This is a genomic window from Actinomadura kijaniata, from assembly GCF_014138665.1.
GTDB classification, from domain to species: domain Bacteria; phylum Actinomycetota; class Actinomycetes; order Streptosporangiales; family Streptosporangiaceae; genus Spirillospora; species Spirillospora kijaniata.
In genome coordinates this window covers 276,137-292,888 of record NZ_JACJIA010000009.1, presented here as the reverse complement: position 1 = coordinate 292,888, position 16,752 = coordinate 276,137, and the positions used below count along the sequence as shown (strand labels likewise).

Below are 16,752 nucleotides of genomic sequence, written 5' to 3'. Positions count from 1 at the left end.
GGCTGCCTTCCGTGTGTGGGGTGCTCGGGATCGGTGGGGCGGGAGCCTCCGAGGGCAGGGCGTGGACCGGACGGCGCCCTGCCGTCCGGGTCAGGGTCGGGCGTTAGCCGTTCCGGGAAGGTGGGGCCGTTGGCGGCCTACTCGGCATCGGGCAGATCGGGGTGGCCGTGGACATGGTGAGATCTGCCCTTTCGCTCTCGGCTCGTGGTGCCGCGGGCCGCCGTACCGTTCGTGCGGCGCCCTGACGAACACCACACGCCGACGCCAGGAGCCCCGTAACGGCCACGGCCATGTGACCCAGGCCACCGGCCGTGGGCGTGACAAAGCGATGGGGACCGGCGTCTTGTGCGTGTGGCAGGGCTGGGAGCGAGCAGGCGGGAGCCGGGCATGACAGAGCACAGCGCACCGACCACGGACGGGACCGAGCCGTTGGACCAGGTGGGCGCCGCCACCGAGGCGTTCGTGGCTCACCGCAACCTGCTGTTCACCGTGGCCTACGAGATGCTCGGCTCGGCCACCGACGCCGAGGATGTGCTGCAGGAGACCTGGCTGCGCTGGGTGACCGTGGATCCGGGCAGCGTGCGGGAGGCGCGCGCCTACCTGGTGCGGATCGTCACCCGCAAGGCGCTGGACCGGCTGCGCGTGCTGGGCCGGCGCAGGGAGTCCTATGTGGGGCCGTGGCTGCCCGAGCCGCTGCTGACCGCGCCGGACGTGGCCGAGGACGTGGAGCTGGCCGAGAGCGTCTCGATGGCGATGCTGCTGGTGCTGGAGACCCTGGCCCCGGTCGAGCGGGCGGTGTTCGTGCTGCGCGAGGTGTTCGGCCTGGACTATGAGGAGATCGCCCAGGCCGTGGACAAGAGCCCGGCCGCGGTGCGCCAGACCGCCTACCGGGCCCGGGCGCACGTGGCGGCGCGCCGCCCCCGCGCCACCGTCTCCCCCACCGAGACCCGCGCGGTGCTCCAGGCGTTCGAGCGGGCGGTGCAGACCGGTGACCTGCAACGCCTGCTGGACCTGCTGGCGCCCGACGTGGTGGCCCTGAGCGACGGCGGCGGGGTCAAGCACGCCCTGCCGCGGCCCGTCGTGGGGGCTGGCAAGGTGGCGCGCCTGCTGGCCTCCGGCTGGTACGGGCGCGGCGTGCGAAGGTCGGTCGAGCCGGTCCAGGTCAACGGCGGCCCGGGGCTGCTGGTCCGGGTCGACGGGGAGATCGACGGCGTGCTGGCGGTGCACATGGACGACGGCCGCGTCGCCGGCCTGTACCACGTGCGCAACCCCGAGAAGCTGTCACGCGTGGGCCAGGAGACCACCGTGAGCAGGTGAGACCGAACCGTCCTCCAGCCCGCTCGTGCCGCGTCCGGCGCCCCGCCGCCTTCGCGGGGCGCCGGACTCACCGGCCGGAGGTCACCTGTAGGGCAGCTCGGGCCGCGGCGCCGGCCTGGTGTCGCTCCACCCTTCCGAGCGGACGGCCTGGAACTCGATGATGAAGCCGGGCTTCATCTGCGCGTACGGTCCGCCGGGCCGGGTCAGCATGTTCTGCCGGGACAGCAGCGCGCCGGTGCGCTCGTCGAAGACGACGACCTCGCGGGACCGGTAGGTCCCCCGGTCGGCCTTCGGGCCGCCCCACTCCCCGGTGACCGTCGTGGCGCGTTCGCCGTCGGCCAGCGCGATCCCCCGGCGGCCCAGCGGGTCGGCGGTGCGGCCGATCGCGTGGATCCCCGGCTGGGCGGCCAGCGCCCGCATCAGGCCCGCCCGGACCTTCGGCGGCATCGGGGAGTTCAGCAGGAGGCTGGACACCCTGTTGATCTGGTCGCCCCCGGCCTTCCTCCCCCCGGAGGGGTCCTTCCCAGGCGGCCTCTTCCCGGAGGGGTCCTTCGGGGGGGTGCCGTCCGGGTTCAGCCCGCCGCCACCGCCCTTCAGGAACAGCTCGGTGAGCTTGGCCGGGTCGGTCGGCAGGTTCCGCAGCTCCTCGGCCGACTTGCCCAGGAAGTCCCCGCCGCCGCCGGGGTTCGTGCCGCGTTCCGGCCCGCTCGAACTCCACTTCGTCGCCCTGGCGGTGAGGGTGAGGTACTTGTCGCCCGACCAGACCCGGATGCCGGACGGCGCCCCGGACCCGCGCCACACGGCCTCGTCCCGCGCGGTCCAGGGACGGGCCGGGAGGTCGCGGCCGTAGTACATCTCGCCCATGCCGCGCTCGGCGCCGTGCCAGGAGAACGACTCGTTGTGCGCGCCGATGACCGCGTAGGTCCCGGTCCCGGACCGCACGACGTAGGACTGGCCCGAGACCACGTCGCTGTGCCAGTACCGGCCGACCGGCTGCCGCTCCGCCTTCTCGGCCGCCGCGAGGACCGCCGCCCGGTCGTCCAGGATGACGGGGCCGGTCGGCGCGGGCGCGTTGCCCCCGACGAACGTGACCGCCACGGCCGCCGCGGTGCCGGTCGCCAGCACGCCGCAGGCCAGCCGCCAGCGGAGCCGGGGCAGCGAGCGGCGCGGCGGGTCGTCCAGCAGCGCCTTCGCCCGGGCGATCTCCCGGGCGGTGGGCGGGGCGGGCTCGGGGTAGGCGTCCCGGACCATCCGCACCTCATCCATGCTGTTCCTCCAACGTGAGTACCGGATTGGTCCCGCCCAGCGCCTTGCGCAGTCTGGTTCGGGCACGGCTCAGCCGGGAGCCGACCGTGCCATAGGAGATCCCCAGCGCCGCCGCGACCTCCTCGTGGCTGAGGTCGGCCAGGGCCACCAGCAGCAGCACGTCGCGTTGCCCGCGCGGCAGCGCCGCGATGGCCCCGGCGAGGTCGGGCCGCAGCCCCTGGGCGCTGACCCGCGACTCGACGCGTTCGGCGTGGTCCTCGGCGCCGCGGCCCGGACCGAGGCGGGCGCGCAGCCGCAGCGCCCGCGTCTCGGTCCGCTGGTGCTTGCCGATCACCTTGGTCGCGATGCCGTACAGCCAGGTGCGCACGTTGGCGCGCTCCGGGTCGTAGCGCCGGCGCTGCCGGAACGCCTCCAGGAACGTCTGCGCCGCCACGTCGGCGGCGGCGTCCGGACCGAGCCGCTTGGCCGCGTACCGGTGGATCTCGGCGAAGTGGCGGTCGAAGACCTCGTCGAAACGCTCGGCCGGGCGGGGCGGGGGATCCCCTGTCATGTGATGCCTTTCCATGGCGCGGATGGCGGTCACACAGGTATCACCCGCACCCGCCTCCCGCTTTCCCTGCGTCCTCCCTAATCCGGGAGACGGCCGGCGGGGGTCAGGGGGCGTTCCCGCACATCGCCTGCCGGTAGAACGACGACAGCGCGCCGTCGATGGGGTGGGGCCGCGGCTTCCCCGACGCGTCGAACCTGGTCCACCGGACGAGGTTCATCGCCAGCGACATCTGCCGCCTGCCGTCGGCGCTGGTCAGGGACATGGTCTGGGCTCCCCAGACCGTGCCGTCGTGGCCCCACAGGGTGCCGCAGCCGGGGATCGGGAACGGGCGCAGGCCGAGGCCGTAGTCGAACCGGCTCCGCCCGTCCTGGCCGATGACCGGGACGGTGCGCCGCATCTCCGCCAGCGACGACCGGCTGACGATCCCGCCGGTGAACAGGCGGCGGTAGAAGCGGTCGAGGTCCCCGGTGGTCGAGATCAGGTCGGCGCCCATCCACACCCAGGACATGTCGTAGACGCTGTAGTCGCGCGGCGGGTCGATCATGCCGTGGAAGGCCTCGTACATCCGCGGGTGCGGGCCCCTGACGCGCGTCCCGGCCGGGAACGCGGTGTGCCCGAGCCCGGCGCGCCGGATGACGTTCCGGGTGATGTAGGTCTCGGCCCTGGTGCCGGTCACCCGCTCCAGGAGGCGGCCGAGGAGCAGGTAGTTGGTGTTGGAGTACACGCCCGGGACGCTTCCGGGGCGGCTCGCGGCCGGCGCGTCCAGCCCCATGCCGATCAGCTCTTCCGGGCTGAACCGCCGGAACCGGTTGTCGTCCAGGCTCCTGCCCGACGCGCTCGGCGCGGGGAAGTCGCGCAGGGACGGGAAGGCGTAGGGCAGGTACTCGGGCAGGCCGCTGGTGTGGTTGAGCAGCATCCGGACCGTGATCTTCCGGCCGCGGTCGCCCGGCACCAGCGCCGGCAGGTAGTCGCCGATCGGCGCGTCGAGCCGGACGCGTCCCCGCTCGACCTGCTGCATGATCGCGGCGGCGATGAAGGTCTTGGTGATGCTGCCGACGCGCTGCCGCATGCCGGGGGTGACGGGGCGTCCGGTCCTGAGGTCGGCGACCCCCGAGGCGCCGCGCCACACCCGGGCGCCGTCGCGTACCTCGGCGAACACGCCCGGCGTCCCGGCGCGGTGGACGGCGTCCAGGCCGGATTCCAGCCTCGCGGGGTCGAGGCCGGCCGACGGGCTCGTGCCGCCGGTCAGCGCGGTCCCGCTCCGGGGCGGCTCGGGGACCGCCGCGGCCGTGACCGCGCCGATGCCCAGCGCGGCCGCACCGGCCAATGCCACTAGTCGGGTCTTCACGACACCTGTCCTTTCGTCATGTGCGGCGGGGACGGTCCCCGCGCCGGTGAGAGGGGTTGGTCAGTTCCGGGCGGCGTCGCCTCGTGGCGGCGCGCCGGTCCGGGGCAGGACGACGAGGGCGATCAGGACGGCGGCGGCCAGCAGGACGGCGCCGAGGGTCAGGCCGAGCGCGTATCCGCCGGTGAGGGCGGCGGGGGTGGCGGCCCGCCCGGTGCGCTCGTGCGCCGCGGTGCCAAGGGCGGCCAGGCCGAGGGAGGCGCCGATCTGGCGCGAGCTGTTGAGCAGGCCGGAGGCGGTGCCGGTCTCGTGCGGCGCGACCCCGGCGGTGGCGGTGGACACGACCGGCCCGAGGCAGAGCCCGAAGCCGACGCCGGCCACGATCGAGGGCCCCAGCACGTCGGTGAGGAACGCGCCGTCCGGGCTGATCAGGCCGAACCAGGCGAACCCCGCCGCGGTGAGCGCCCCGCCGCCCGCCAGGAGCGTGCGCGGCGCCAGCCGGTAGCCGAGCCTGATGGCCAGCACCGAACCGGCGACCACGCCGAGCGCGAACGGCAGGAACTCGACCCCGGTCAGCGCCGGGCCGTTCCCGAGCACGCGTTGCAGGTAGAGGGAGACGAAGTAGAAGGCCGAGGCCATGGCCGCGCCGACCAGGAGGTTGTAGGCGTTGGCGCCGGCGACCGAGCGGTTGGCGAACAGGCCGGGCCGGACCAGCGGCTCGCGGGCGGTGGTCCGCTCGACGCCGACGAAGGCGGCCAGCAGCGCGGCGGCGACCGCCAGGGTCGCCAGCGTGACCGGCGAGGTCCACGGGTGACGGTCGGTGCGGACGACGCCGAACACCAGCAGGGTCATGCCCGCCGTGGCCAGGACGGCCCCGGCGACGTCCGGGCGGCCGCCGCGGGCCGGAGGCGGGCCGGGGGGCACGCCCCGCCAGGCCAGGGCCAGCGCGCCGGCGGCCATCGGCACGTTGACGAACATCACCCAGCGCCAGCCGGCGTACTGGGTGAGCAGGCCGCCGATCAGGACGCCGAGGGCGCCCCCGGCGGCGTTCGTCGCGCTCCACACGCCGAAGGCCCGCACGCGCGCCCGGCCCGCGGGGAAGGTCGCGGTCAGCAGCGCCAGCGCGGCCGGGGCCAGCGCGGCGGCCCCGACGCCCTGCGCGGCGCGGGCGGCGACCAGCTCGCCGGGCTCCCGCGCGAAGCCGCCCAGCAGGGAGGAGACGGCGAACAGGCCGAGCCCGAGCAGCAGGACCGGCCGGCGGCCGTACCGGTCGGCGGCCCTGCCCCCCAGCAGGAGCAGCCCGCCGAAGGTGAGGGCGTAGGCGTGGATCACCCAGGTCAGGCCCGCCTCGCCGAAGCCGAGCCCGGCGGCGATCCGGGGAAGCCCCACGTTCACCACCGACAGGTCCAGCGACACCATGAACTGCACGACGGCCACCACGGCCAGGACCGGGCCGGTGCGGACGCCGGCCGCCTCCCGCACCGTCATCGGCGTCCCCGCGACGACTTTAGGAACATGTTTCCGAACATGTTCCTAAAGTACTGCGGAGACCGGCCGCTGTCGACACGGGCGCCGGTTTCGCGGGCGGCGCGGGGGAACGGCATGATGGGTCGGTGCCCCGACCCCACCGACCCCGCGGCCGCACCGGCCGCCCGCCGGCGACCTCACGCGCGGAGATCCTGGTGGCCGCCCGCCGGATCATCGAGCGGGACGGCTGGGAGAAGCTGACCGTCCGGCGGCTGGCCGCCGAGCTCGGCATCGGGACCACGACCCTGTACCACCACGTCCGGGACCGGGAGGACCTGCTCGTCCAGCTCCTCAACGAGCACACCGAGCAGACCCTCCGGCTCGACCCGCCCGGCGAGCCGCGCGACCGCATCGTCGCCGCCGCCGTCGCCATGCACGACTCGCTGGCCGCCTGGCCCTGGGCCGCCGAGATCCTCACCACCGACGGCTTCCTCGCCCGTCTCGGCGAACCGGCCCTGCGGGTGGTCGAGACCATCGTGGCCGCGGCGATCGAGCACGGCTGCTCCCCCGCGCAGGCCGTCCACCTGTTCCGGAGCCTCTGGTACTACACCGTCGGCGAGATCCTCGTCCGCGCCCACACCGTCCACCGGCACGGCGACCAGTCCCCGGCCGCCGGGCGCGACACGTTCTTCGAGACCGGCATCGACGCCTCCCGGCTGCCCCACCTGGCCGCCCTGGGCGACCAGTGGCCGGAGCTCGCCGCCCAGGACACCTACGCCCAGGCCCTCGGGGCGTTCGTCGACGGGCTGCTCGCACAGGCGGCTCAGCGGTAGAGGGACCGCCAGAACCCGTAGGCGTGGTCGCCCGTGAAGTCCATGGGCCGCACGCCGCCCTTCCCGGGGGCCAGGCTCTGGGCGGTGCCGCCGTCGGTCGGACGCCAGCGGGGCGAGCCGGGGCCGTTCGGGTCGCCCGTGCGGGCGAACCGCGTCCAGTAGCGGGTCATCTGGTCGGCGAGCCGCCGCTGCGCGGGGGCGAGCCGCCGTCCCGCGAAGTAGTCGGTGTCGAACTGGTACTGCAACTCGGCCGCGTGGAACGCGCCCACCGGGAACCCCGGCTGCGGGGCGGTGGCCACCCAGGGGGCCTTGTCGTCGGCGAACTCGTAGGCGTACGTGGGCACCTGCCGGGAGAGCGCGCGGCTGACGTCGCCCACCGAACGCGCGAAGCTGGCGTCGGTGACCACGGCGGACCATGCCTCGCTGAACGAGCCGTAGCGCGCGGCCGGATACCGGGCCAGCACCTTCGGCGCCCGGTCCCTGCCGACGTAGGCGACGACCCTCTTGGCGTACTCGGCCTCGTCCCTGATCGGGGGCACCCCGTAGCCCTGCTGCACGGCCTCGAACGTCCGGTACTCGTGGCGCGTCATGCCGTGCATCACCGGGACCCTGTTGAACCGCCCGGTGGCCATGGCCTCCGCGGGCGACAGCGGCAGGACACCGCCGCCCCCGTACACCGGCGCGAACCCGAACTCCGACTTCGGCAGGAGCCTCTCGGGCGGCAGGCCGCGCAGGCACTCCGCCGCCGTGGCCGGATCGGCGCAGCCGAGGTCGGCGGCGACCGACAGCCCCTGCCTCTCCGCCGTCGCGCGCGGGCGCGGCAGCCAGCTCCCGGTCGGGATCAGCGTGCCGTCCCAGTCGGGCCAGTTCATGACGGTGCACGGCCCGCTCTGCACGATCACCCGCTGGAAGAGCCCGGCGGCGGCCGGCGAGGTGAGCTGCGAGCAGGAGCTGACGCCGCCCGCCGACTCACCGAAGACGGTGACGTTCCGCGGGTCCCCGCCGAACGCGGCGGCGTTGCGCCGGACCCACCGGAGCGCGGCCTGCTGGTCCTCCAGCCCGAAATTGCCCGACCGGTGGCGCGCCGTCCCCCCGTCGAGCGCCGGATGGCCGAGGAACCCGAAGATCCCGAGCCGGTAGTTGACCGTCACCACGACCACGTCGCCACGCCTGGCCAGGTCATAGGGCCGGTAGAGCGCGCCCGACCCGTTACGGAACCCGCTGCCGTGGATCCACACCATGACCGGCAGCCGCCCGGCCCGCCGCGGGCTGGTGACGTTGAGGAACAGGCAGTCCTCGCTGACGCTGCGCCTCTCACCGAGGAGCCCCTCGTTCTGCGCGCACGAGGCACCGGGCCTGGTCGCGTCGCGCACACCACCCCACGCGCGCGCCGGACGCGGCGACCCCCACCGGTACTCACCCACCGGCGGCGCCGCGTACGGGATCCCCTGAAACTCCCGAACGCCCTCGACCCCCCTGCCCCGCACGGCCCCCTTGTCGGTCGCGACGACCAGGCCGTCCGCCGCCGACGCCGTCCCACCCAGCCCGGCCACGACCAGCCCGCCCCCGGCGGCCACGGCGGGCACCGCCCCCAACACCCGCCGCCCGTTCCCGCCATCACCCATGACGCCCTCTTCTCATCGGAGTCGCTCGCCACCAACGATTCCGGCGCGTCATCCCGGGCTCACTGGGCCTTCCACCAGGCCGAGGGTGGACTTCCCTCTACTTATGACCGAGGCGGCGACAGCACCTCGACCAACGTCCACGCGGCCCGCTCCACATCGGTCGCGGGCACCAGGCCGAACGAACAGACGAACCAGTCACCGAACACGCACACCGTCGCGGCGTTGTGGACACGAGCACTCACGTACGCCACGTCCAGATGCGGAGCGACGCACATCGGGGTGAACAGGGAGACATACACCGGCGCCTCGACCCGCTTGAGCGCCGCGACCAGTGCGACCAGACGAAGAGTCTCGGCCTCCTCGTCCCCCACTCATAGAACTCATCGGCACTCACGCCGCACCCCGCGCGCCCTTAGCAAGCCTGCGCGCGACCTCTCCGAACGCATCGGGATCCGCACCCGCCAGATGCTCGACCAGCCCGTCAACGGACGAGGCACTGACGAGCACGAACCCGGCCGCACGCCACACGCCCCGCTCATGCCAGATGTCCCACTGCGGAAACAACTCCCGCAGGATCGAGAGAAGAACGTCGACAGGCGTCATGCCGTCGTCTCCCTCAGCACCGCATACACGGCCTTGCCCCCGGACGCGAGATGCCGAAACCCCCACGCCTTCGCCAGCTCCGAGACGATCGCCAGCCCACGCCCCGAGAACGAGTCCAGCGTGAGCGGCTTCACGCGCGGCTCGCCGTCGCCGCCGTCGCGAACCTCCACGACCGGACCGTCCGCCGACAGGTACAGCCGAACCGAGATCGTCTCACCGGGCTCGCTGCCGTGCTTGTGGGCGTTGGTGACGAGCTCATTGATCACGAGAAGCCCGACCTGCACCGCAGCGTGATCGACGCCTTTCACCTCCAACCACCCTCGCGCGAAATCACGGGCGGCTTTGATCGCCTCCGGAGCAGAGGTGATCATCAGCGTCGACGGTTCGGTGACGGCTGACGGCGGAGGGACGGTGATCATGGCGGCTGCCTTCGACTCGGGATGCCACTCTGTGACGCGTAGCTCACTTTCCGTCGACAGCTCGTTCTTGTCGCTGTTCCCTGGAGCCACCGCAACATCCGGAAACACTCCCCCGACCGGAGCGTGTCCCATGCCCGCCAAACCCTCCCCGGATCCCATGTCCTCCATGTGGGCGTGGTTGGCCTATGACCTGCGGTTCTACCGGACGCGTGCCCGCATGAACGGGGAGACGTTCGGGCGGATCATCGGCGTCGTCCGCTCAACTGTTTCGCGGCTGGAATCGGGAGAGCTGCGGATCGATGAGAAACAAGCCGGAGCACTCGACAAGCACTTCGCAACAGGCGGACATTTCCTGCGCCTACTGACGTACGCGAAGCTCGGCCATGATCCAGATTGGTTCAAGGAGCATGTGAGCTACGAGAGCCGGGCTTTCCTACTGAAGATCTATGAGTTGTCGCTGATCCCCGGCCTGCTCCAGACCCCGGAGTACGCCCGTGCTTGCTTCACGGCGGCAGGTGTCGAGGACGTCGAGGGGTATGTGACCGCCCGCATCGCTCGACAGGAGACCCTGACGCGTTCGTCCCGGCCCCTGATGACGGCCGTGCTCTCGCAGAGTGTCATCGACTGGCCCGTGGGCGGCCCGGAGGTCATGCGCGCCCAGCTCGCCCATCTGCTGGCCGTGGCCCGCGATCCGAACATGATCGTTCGAGTGCTCCCACGCACGGCGGGAGCGACGATCGGCCTGGACGGCTCGTTCAAGATCTTGTCTGTGGACGAGGGGGACGTGGCGTACACGGAGGCGCACGGCGGAGGCAGACTGATCCTTGCCCCCTCCGAGGTTCGCCAGTTCGGTGTCCGATGGGACGGGATCAGCGCACAGGCTCTTCCCGAAGACGCTTCGCGGAGCCTGATCGAGAACGCGATGGAGGTCCTCAAGTGATCAAGTGGCGCAAGGCGTCGCGCAGCAACACCCAAGGTGGCGACTGTGTGGAAGTCTGCAACCTCGGCGACGTCATAGGCGTACGTGACAGCAAGAACCCTGACGGCGAAAAGCTGCTCATCAGCCGCGAGGAAGCCCGAGCACTGTCACACCACATCAAGGACATCTCGTAAGCAGAACGCCCCCGCTCCGCGCTTGGCAGAGCGAGGTACGTCCTCATCTAGAGCACGTCGTCAAGCGCACGCAATCCGTCGCGGAGCGCCGTGAGACCAGCCAAGAAGCTGCGGGCCAGGAAACCATCCCCGCGTGCGCGGGGAGCACACTGAATGACCTGCGGGTTTGTGCGGGCGTGCTGTGGTTTTTGAGCACTTTCGCGGGTTCAGACATATCGGGCGCGGTGCCGGATTGCTCGAACGACGTGGGAATACGGCTGTCGGACAGCGAACCTGGATGCAGTCTAGCTGCGGCAACAGCGGTCAGACGGGAGTTGGGACGGGGGTGGTTGCGTCGGCGTTCGCGTGCCGCTCTAGGGAGTTCCCTCCTCGGCCGGAGCTAGAAGTGTGTCGGTGATTGTCGGTGATTTTTGGTTCAGGCAGCCGGCCGTGGCTCGTTGTCGCTGGTTTCGGATTACACGTCTGTCGGCGTGGAGTCGGGCAGAGCGTGAAAGAACGTCCTGATGTCCTTCGTCAGCAGGTCGGGGACCCCAGCGACAGGAAAGTGGCTTCCCCTGTCGAACTTGCTCCAGTGGGTCATGCCGCAGGCGCGTCGTCCAGGTAGAGCAGGGCAGTGATGGTCTTCTGGCAGATGTCGCAGTGCATCGGGGCTTCTTCGGAGACCAGGTCGCACTCGACGGTGGTGACGCGGTCGACGGCGCCGGTGGCTGCTTCGGCCTCCCAAGCGGCCGCCCAGCGGTCGTGGCTGGAGATCAGGGCTTCGATGTAGCCGGTGGTCATCTCGTAGAACGCGCGGACGCCGTGGTCCTTCATGTAGCGCCAGTTGAACTGCAGCGACCACAGCGCGATCGGGAAGGGATGGTGGACCAGCCCGGCCGCCCAGCGTTCGGACACATCCTCAATGTCCAGTTGGGCGGCGCGGTCGTCCAGCACCTCCCACATTCCGGTGCGGTCATACTCGGTCAGCGCTTGGTCCACCAACTTGCGGGCGGCGGCCAGGTTGCGGGCCTTGGCAGCGAACAGGCCGCCGATGTGCTCGGCGGCCTGCGGGTCGGTGCCCTTGCGGGCGATATCGATGGCGGTCTTCAGTTGGACGGCGTAGGCCGATTCCCAGGACAGTTGCTCCCCGAACGTCGACCAGGGATCGGGGTAGCCTCGCCGCTCGATCGCGGCGAAGATGCGATCGCCTTGCTGTCCCATCCTTGGCCTCCTCTGCGGAGTTACCGCGATGGCGCGTACCTCCCGGTGAGGTACGCCACGAGTTCGGCGGGCGACACCTGGGCCTGCTCGCCCGAATCCAGGTCTCGGACCGTGACCACATCCGCCTCCCGGTCAGCCGCGCCATAGATCAACGCAAATCGTGCCCGGCGGTCGGCGGCCCACTTGAGCTGTTTGGCCAGCTTGCGACTGGCGGCCAAATACACTTCGGTGCGCAGCCCGGCATCGCGCAGCGCGGCGGCGAATCCCATCACCTCGGCCGCACCCGCTTCATCGATCACCGTCGCCGCGACATCCAGCCGTTCGCCCTGGTCGGCGCTGTCGTCCAACAACCCGATAATGCGCTCCACACCCAGCGAGCCGCCGCAGGCGGGCACGTCCGGGCCGCCGAGCGCGGAGATCAGGCCGTCATAGCGGCCGCCGCTGGCGATCGAGCCGGGCATCCCCTCGGCCACCACCTCGAAGATGACGCCGGTGTAGTAGTCCAGACCCCGCACCAAGCTGGGAGTGAACGCGATCCGCTCGGCCCCGACCTTGGGCGAGGCCAACTCCAGAAGTCGGTCGACCTCGGCCAGTCCGGCGCGTCCGGCGTCGCTGTCTTTCAGCGCTGTACGCATGCGCTCCACCGCGTCAGCGGCGGTCAGATCCCCCACCAGGCTGTCGGCAGTCTCCGCAGACAGCGAACGGGCTGCGACCAGTTCGGCGGCGACCTTGTCCGGCGACAGCTTGTCGAGCTTGTCCAGCGTGATCAACACGCCACCGCCCAACTCGGCGGGAACGCCATAGACCTCCAACAGCCCTGCCAGGGCTTCGCGGGAGTTCACCAGCACCCGGTAGTCGCGCGCGCCGACGGCGTCCAGCGCGTCGGTGAGCGCGCACACCACCTCGGCCTCGGCCAGCGGCGAGGACGAGCCGACCACGTCCACGTCGCACTGGGCGAACTCGCGGAAGCGCCCCCTGCCGGGCCGGTCGGCCCGCCATACCGGCCCCATCGCGTACCGCTTGTAGGGGGTGGGGAGCTGGGAGCCGTAGTTGGCGACGACCCGGGCCAGCGGCACGGTCATGTCGTAGCGCAGCGCCATGTCGGCCTCGCCCGACGCTTCGTGCTCTCCACGGCGCAGGATCTTGAAGATGAGCTTGTCGCCCTCATCCCCGTACTTGCCGGTCAGCGTCTCCAGCCGCTCGAACGCCGGGGTCTGCAACGGCTCGAAACCGTACCGTTCGAAGACCTCGCGGATCTGCGCGAAGACCCGCTCACGCGTACGCAGCGCACCGGCGAGAAAGTCGCGGGTGCCCGACGGGGGCTCGAACTGCTGTGCCATGGGAACTCCTGACCGCCGTAACCGTGGAGCGTGAAGAGAGCAGTCAGATCGCCCGTCCAGAACCGGACGCCAGACGCGTCGAGGCGGGCCAACCGCTCACTCATCGTAGCGACACCCGACTGCGACGACCCGTCGATCACTGATCAGCCACCAATGCCTTAACCCGGCTGTGAGCGAGTTCCGAGCCTCGCTCACATTCAGCGCCTCCTCGCTTTACCTGGCATGAGGCATCCTGCACCGGCTACGCATTACCCCTGTCAGGGCGGCACGCACGGCCGCTCCACCCTGCTTCCAGCGCCTGGTCCATAGGATCATCGAACTGGAGCGCTGGGATTATCCCCACGTACGTGGGGAGCACCTCGCCGCCTGGATCTCCCCGCACCGTATCCGGGGACCATCCCCGCGTGCGCGGGGAGCACGCTGAATGACCTGCGGGTTTGTGCGGGCGGGTAGTGGTTTTCGAGCACTTTGCTGGATTCGGTCATACCGGTCGTGGCGCCAGGTTGCGCGGTCCTTGGGGGAGCGCGGCAGTCGCGCAGCGAGTCCGGCCACAGTCTAGCTGCGAAAACAGCCGTCCATTGGGGTCGTGGCGGATGCGGCTGCTTCGGCGGTCGCAGCGGCGTGCCGAGCGTCCCTTATCCGGTCAGGGCGAGAATCGTGTCGGTGATTGACGGTGATTCTTTGGCCGGTGCTTACGTGGCGTTGCGGCTTGCTTCTGGTCGCTGCTTTCCCAAGTGGAGGCGGCTAGGGCAGGGAGTTGAAGAACGTCCTGATGTCCTTCGTCAGTAGGTCGGGGGTCTCCAGGGACGGGAAGTGGCCTCCTCTGTCGAACTCGCTCCAGTGGACGACGTCGTAGGCGCGTTCGGCCACCTCGCGGATGGGGCGGATCAGGTCGTTGGCGAATACCGCCACGCCCAGTGGGGTCGGGCAGGGGATCGGGCCTCTTCGGCGGCCGCTGCCCGACTCGTGGTGCAGGCGGGAGGAGGAGCCCGCCGTGCCGCTCAGCCAGTACAGGGTCGCGGTGGTCAGGATGTGGTCGTCGGGGACGCCGATGTCCGGGTCGGCCCAGGCCTCGATGCGGTCGGTGATCCAGGCGAGCTGGCCCCCCGGAGAATCCGCCAGGGCGTAGGCCAGGGTCTGGGGGCGGTGCTCCTGCATCCGCCAGTAACCGGCGGGCTCGGCCAGGTAACGGTTGATCTGGTCGGCGCGTTCCCGGTCGTCGGGGGTCAGGGCGTCCAGGTCGCTGGGGGCGGGGACGCCCAGGTAGTTGGTGTGGACGCCCACCACGCGGTCCGGGGCCTCGGCCGCCAGGAGGCGGGAGACCGGGGAGCCCCAGTCGCCGCCCTGCGCGCCGTAGCGGTCGTAGCCGAGGCGTTCCATCAACGTCGCCCAGGCCCGCGCCACGCGGTGGACGTCCCAGCCGCCGTCGCGGGTGGGGGCGGACGGGCCGAAGCCGGGGATCGCCGGGATCACCAGGTGGAAGTCGGCCCGGAGCGGCTCGATGACGTCGAGGAAGTCCGCCGGTGAGGACGGCCAGCCGTGCGTGATGATCAGCGGGAGGGCGTCCGGACGCGGGGAGCGGACGTGCAGGAAGTACACCGTCGCCCCGTCGATCTCGGTGGTGAACTGCGGGAACGCGTTGAACCTCGCCTCGGCCGCCCGCCAGTCGAACCCGTCCCGCCAGTACTCGACGAGCTTCCGCATCCGGTCGCCGGGGACGCCCCGCGCGCCGTCCTCGTCCGCCACCTCGTCGGGCCAGCGCACGCGTTCCAGGCGGCGGGCCAGGTCGTCCAGGTCGTCCTGCGGGTAGCGCATCGTGAAGGGGTTCATGATCATTCCATTCGTTGGCGTTACCAATGTTGGCAGCGCCATCATTGTGAATGTTGGTCACCCCAACGTCAACCTCTAGAATGGAGCCCATGGACCCGGTCCCCGAACGCCTGCGCACGTCCCCGAGCTGGCTGGTCAACCAGCTCTCGCTGCGCTCCCGGCGGCTGATCGCCGAGGAGTTCGGGAAGGCGAACACGCCCGGCTACCACTACCGGCTGCTGGCGGCGCTCGCGGAGTTCGGCCCGGCCAGCCAGGCGGAGCTCGGCCGCCGCACCGCCATCGACCGCAGCGACGTCGTCGCCGCCCTCAACGCCCTGGCCGACCAGGGCCTGGTGGACCGCTCCCCCGACCCCGGCGACCGCCGCCGCAACATCGTCACCATCACCCCGGCCGGGCGACGCCGCCTGACCGAGCTCGACGCGGTCCTGGCCGGCGTCCAGGACTCCCTCATGCGGGGGCTCGACCCCGACGAACGCCGCCTGTTCGTCCGGCTGCTCACCAAGCTCCTGGAGAATCACTGAGCCTTATGCCGGCAGCGGATCCGCCGTGAGCAGCGCGCCCTGGGCTCCGGGCGGGCGACGGCCTACGGTCACCCCATGGACGTGATCACGCTCGCCCCGCGGCTGTACCATCTCCGCTTCCCCGTCGGCCACGCCTACCTGTGGGAGTCCCCCGACGGCCTCACCCTGGTCGACACCGGCCTCCCCGGCTCCGCCCCGCTGGTCGGCGACGCGATCCGCGCGCTGGGCCGCGACCCGTCGGAGCTGCGGCGGATCGTGCTGACCCACTTCCACGAGGACCATGTCGGCTCCGCCGCCGCCCTGGCCGGGCCCGGCGTCGAGGTGCTGGCGCACCGCGCCGACGCGCCGTTCATCCAGGGCGAGCGGCCCGGCCCGCCGCCGGTGCTGGCCGACTGGGAGCGCCCGATCTGGGACGGCGTCCAGGCCCGGATCAAGGACGTCCCCGAGCCCGACCCCGTGCGGGTCACCCGCCCGCTCGACGGCGGCGACGAGATCGACCTGGGCGGCGGGACGACGGCCGTGGCGGTCGCGGCCCCCGGCCACACCCCCGGCAGCGTCGCCCTCCACCTGCCGGACGAACGCGTCCTGTTCACCGGCGACACCGTCGCCCGCGGACCCGACGGCCGCGTCATCCTGGGCGTCTTCAACTGCGACCCCGAGCAGGCCGCCGCGACGTTCCGCGACCTGGCCTCGCTGGACGCCGAGATCGCCTGCTTCGGCCACGGCGACCCGGCCCGCGAGAACGCCGCCGCCGAGCTGCGCGCCGCCGCCTTCGCCTCCTAGCCGCCCCGCCACATCGCGCCGGTCGCGCTGGTCGCCTTGAGCACCCGCTCGCCCGTGGAGGACGCGGGCCAGAGCCGGACCAGGTACTCCTCGACGGGCATGGTGCCGCTGCGCGCCTCGCCCTCGTCGCGGTGGCGGCCCGCGACCAGCAGCCGGTGCCGCCCGGCGGGCAGGTCGCCCAGCGGCAGCTCCGACGGCGGGACGGTGTCCTCGCCGAGCAGCCGGACCTGGCCGCCGGGCCAGTCGACGGTGATGACGGCCGCGTCCTGCCAGCCGGTGGTGTCCAGCGCGGGCGGTTCGCCGGTCCACACCTCGGCGGTCACCGCCACCTGGTCGTAGGTGACGCCGGTCGCGATCACCGCGACGGTGCCCGCCTCGAACGGGCGGGCCTCCAGCGGCACCCCGACCAGGCCGTTGCGGGGCAGGTCGAGGCATCCGGGGGACGCGCCGGGCGCGGCCACGGTGAACCGGTTGTACTCCACCGTCACGGTTCCGGTGACGCGGACGGCGGGCGCTGCGCTCGATGCCATGGATCCATGC

General features: G+C 71.9%; 18 protein-coding genes. 6 read left to right on the top strand and 12 right to left on the bottom strand.

Translation table 11 applies throughout. The annotated features are described in order from the left end of the window. Positions 1 to 387 precede the first annotated feature (387 nt). Positions 388 to 1,317, top strand: a complete 930-nt coding sequence (locus HNR61_RS31025; protein WP_182846693.1) for an RNA polymerase sigma-70 factor — start codon at positions 388 to 390, stop codon at positions 1,315 to 1,317. An 81-nt stretch (positions 1,318 to 1,398) separates the two neighbouring features. Here HNR61_RS31025 and HNR61_RS31020 read toward each other — a convergent pair whose 3' ends face one another. From HNR61_RS31020 to HNR61_RS31005, 4 genes are all read right to left on the bottom strand, one after another. Continuing rightward, positions 1,399 to 2,583, bottom strand: coding sequence for a CU044_5270 family protein (locus HNR61_RS31020; RefSeq protein ID WP_182846692.1), 1,185 nt, complete (start codon positions 2,581 to 2,583; stop codon positions 1,399 to 1,401). Next, entirely contained in the window at positions 2,576 to 3,133 is a 558-nt protein-coding gene (locus HNR61_RS31015) for an RNA polymerase sigma factor (RefSeq protein ID WP_182846691.1), read from the bottom strand. Before HNR61_RS31015 ends, HNR61_RS31020 begins: the two co-directional genes overlap by 8 nt. A gap of 103 nt (positions 3,134 to 3,236) precedes the next feature. Beyond that, positions 3,237 to 4,481: a serine hydrolase domain-containing protein gene (locus HNR61_RS31010; protein WP_312898179.1), complete on the bottom strand. Its 1,245-nt coding sequence runs from the start codon at positions 4,479 to 4,481 to the stop codon at positions 3,237 to 3,239. 60 nt (positions 4,482 to 4,541) lie between these two features. Continuing rightward, complete coding sequence (locus HNR61_RS31005) at positions 4,542 to 5,966, bottom strand: MFS transporter (RefSeq protein WP_182846690.1); 1,425 nt, start codon at positions 5,964 to 5,966, stop codon at positions 4,542 to 4,544. 125 nt (positions 5,967 to 6,091) lie between these two features. On the opposite strand from HNR61_RS31005, the gene HNR61_RS31000 reads away from it, so the two are divergent. Beyond that, positions 6,092 to 6,778 carry a TetR/AcrR family transcriptional regulator gene (locus HNR61_RS31000; RefSeq protein WP_182846689.1) on the top strand — a complete coding sequence of 229 codons (687 nt, stop codon included), beginning with the start codon at positions 6,092 to 6,094 and terminating at the stop codon, positions 6,776 to 6,778. Here HNR61_RS31000 and HNR61_RS30995 read toward each other — a convergent pair. From HNR61_RS30995 to HNR61_RS30980, 4 genes are all read right to left on the bottom strand, one after another. Next, the gene (locus HNR61_RS30995) at positions 6,769 to 8,403 is read right to left on the bottom strand and encodes a carboxylesterase/lipase family protein (protein WP_182846688.1); all 1,635 of its coding nucleotides are present in this window, start codon (positions 8,401 to 8,403) and stop codon (positions 6,769 to 6,771) included. The genes HNR61_RS31000 and HNR61_RS30995 overlap by 10 nt on opposite strands. Before the next feature lie 101 nt (positions 8,404 to 8,504). Then, on the bottom strand, positions 8,505 to 8,774 hold the full coding sequence (locus HNR61_RS30990; protein WP_182846687.1) for a hypothetical protein: 270 nt from the start codon (positions 8,772 to 8,774) through the stop codon (positions 8,505 to 8,507). 19 nt (positions 8,775 to 8,793) lie between these two features. Further along, positions 8,794 to 9,006 carry a hypothetical protein gene (locus tag HNR61_RS30985; protein WP_182846686.1) on the bottom strand — a complete coding sequence of 71 codons (213 nt, stop codon included), beginning with the start codon at positions 9,004 to 9,006 and terminating at the stop codon, positions 8,794 to 8,796. Then, a complete protein-coding gene (locus tag HNR61_RS30980; RefSeq protein WP_182846685.1) occupies positions 9,003 to 9,593 on the bottom strand; it encodes an ATP-binding protein in 591 nt (196 codons plus the stop codon). Before HNR61_RS30980 ends, HNR61_RS30985 begins: the two co-directional genes overlap by 4 nt. Between HNR61_RS30980 and HNR61_RS30975 the strand changes: the two genes are divergently transcribed. After that, on the top strand, positions 9,592 to 10,365 hold the full coding sequence (locus tag HNR61_RS30975) for a helix-turn-helix domain-containing protein (RefSeq protein ID WP_182846684.1): 774 nt from the start codon (positions 9,592 to 9,594) through the stop codon (positions 10,363 to 10,365). The two genes, HNR61_RS30980 and HNR61_RS30975, sit on opposite strands and share 2 nt — an antisense overlap. Further along, on the top strand, positions 10,362 to 10,538 hold the full coding sequence (locus HNR61_RS30970; RefSeq protein ID WP_312898178.1) for a DUF397 domain-containing protein: 177 nt from the start codon (positions 10,362 to 10,364) through the stop codon (positions 10,536 to 10,538). The genes HNR61_RS30975 and HNR61_RS30970 overlap by 4 nt, the downstream gene beginning before the upstream one ends. A gap of 576 nt (positions 10,539 to 11,114) precedes the next feature. Here the strand turns inward: HNR61_RS30970 and HNR61_RS30965 are convergent. The 3 genes from HNR61_RS30965 to HNR61_RS30955 form a co-directional block, all read right to left on the bottom strand. Then, positions 11,115 to 11,738, bottom strand: a complete 624-nt coding sequence (locus HNR61_RS30965) for a hypothetical protein (RefSeq protein WP_182846682.1) — start codon at positions 11,736 to 11,738, stop codon at positions 11,115 to 11,117. A 20-nt stretch (positions 11,739 to 11,758) separates the two neighbouring features. Beyond that, positions 11,759 to 13,078 carry a histidine--tRNA ligase gene (gene hisS / locus HNR61_RS30960; protein WP_182846681.1) on the bottom strand — a complete coding sequence of 440 codons (1,320 nt, stop codon included), beginning with the start codon at positions 13,076 to 13,078 and terminating at the stop codon, positions 11,759 to 11,761. Between the two features lie 744 nt (positions 13,079 to 13,822). Then, on the bottom strand, positions 13,823 to 14,908 hold the full coding sequence (locus HNR61_RS30955; protein ID WP_220509986.1) for an epoxide hydrolase family protein: 1,086 nt from the start codon (positions 14,906 to 14,908) through the stop codon (positions 13,823 to 13,825). A gap of 89 nt (positions 14,909 to 14,997) precedes the next feature. Between HNR61_RS30955 and HNR61_RS30950 the strand changes: the two genes are divergently transcribed. Continuing rightward, positions 14,998 to 15,429: a MarR family winged helix-turn-helix transcriptional regulator gene (locus tag HNR61_RS30950; protein ID WP_182846679.1), complete on the top strand. Its 432-nt coding sequence runs from the start codon at positions 14,998 to 15,000 to the stop codon at positions 15,427 to 15,429. A 75-nt stretch (positions 15,430 to 15,504) separates the two neighbouring features. After that, the gene (locus HNR61_RS30945) at positions 15,505 to 16,212 is read left to right on the top strand and encodes an MBL fold metallo-hydrolase (protein WP_182846678.1); all 708 of its coding nucleotides are present in this window, start codon (positions 15,505 to 15,507) and stop codon (positions 16,210 to 16,212) included. Here the strand turns inward: HNR61_RS30945 and HNR61_RS30940 are convergent. Continuing rightward, the gene (locus tag HNR61_RS30940; RefSeq protein ID WP_182846677.1) at positions 16,209 to 16,742 is read right to left on the bottom strand and encodes a hypothetical protein; all 534 of its coding nucleotides are present in this window, start codon (positions 16,740 to 16,742) and stop codon (positions 16,209 to 16,211) included. The two genes, HNR61_RS30945 and HNR61_RS30940, sit on opposite strands and share 4 nt — an antisense overlap. Positions 16,743 to 16,752 lie beyond the last annotated feature (10 nt).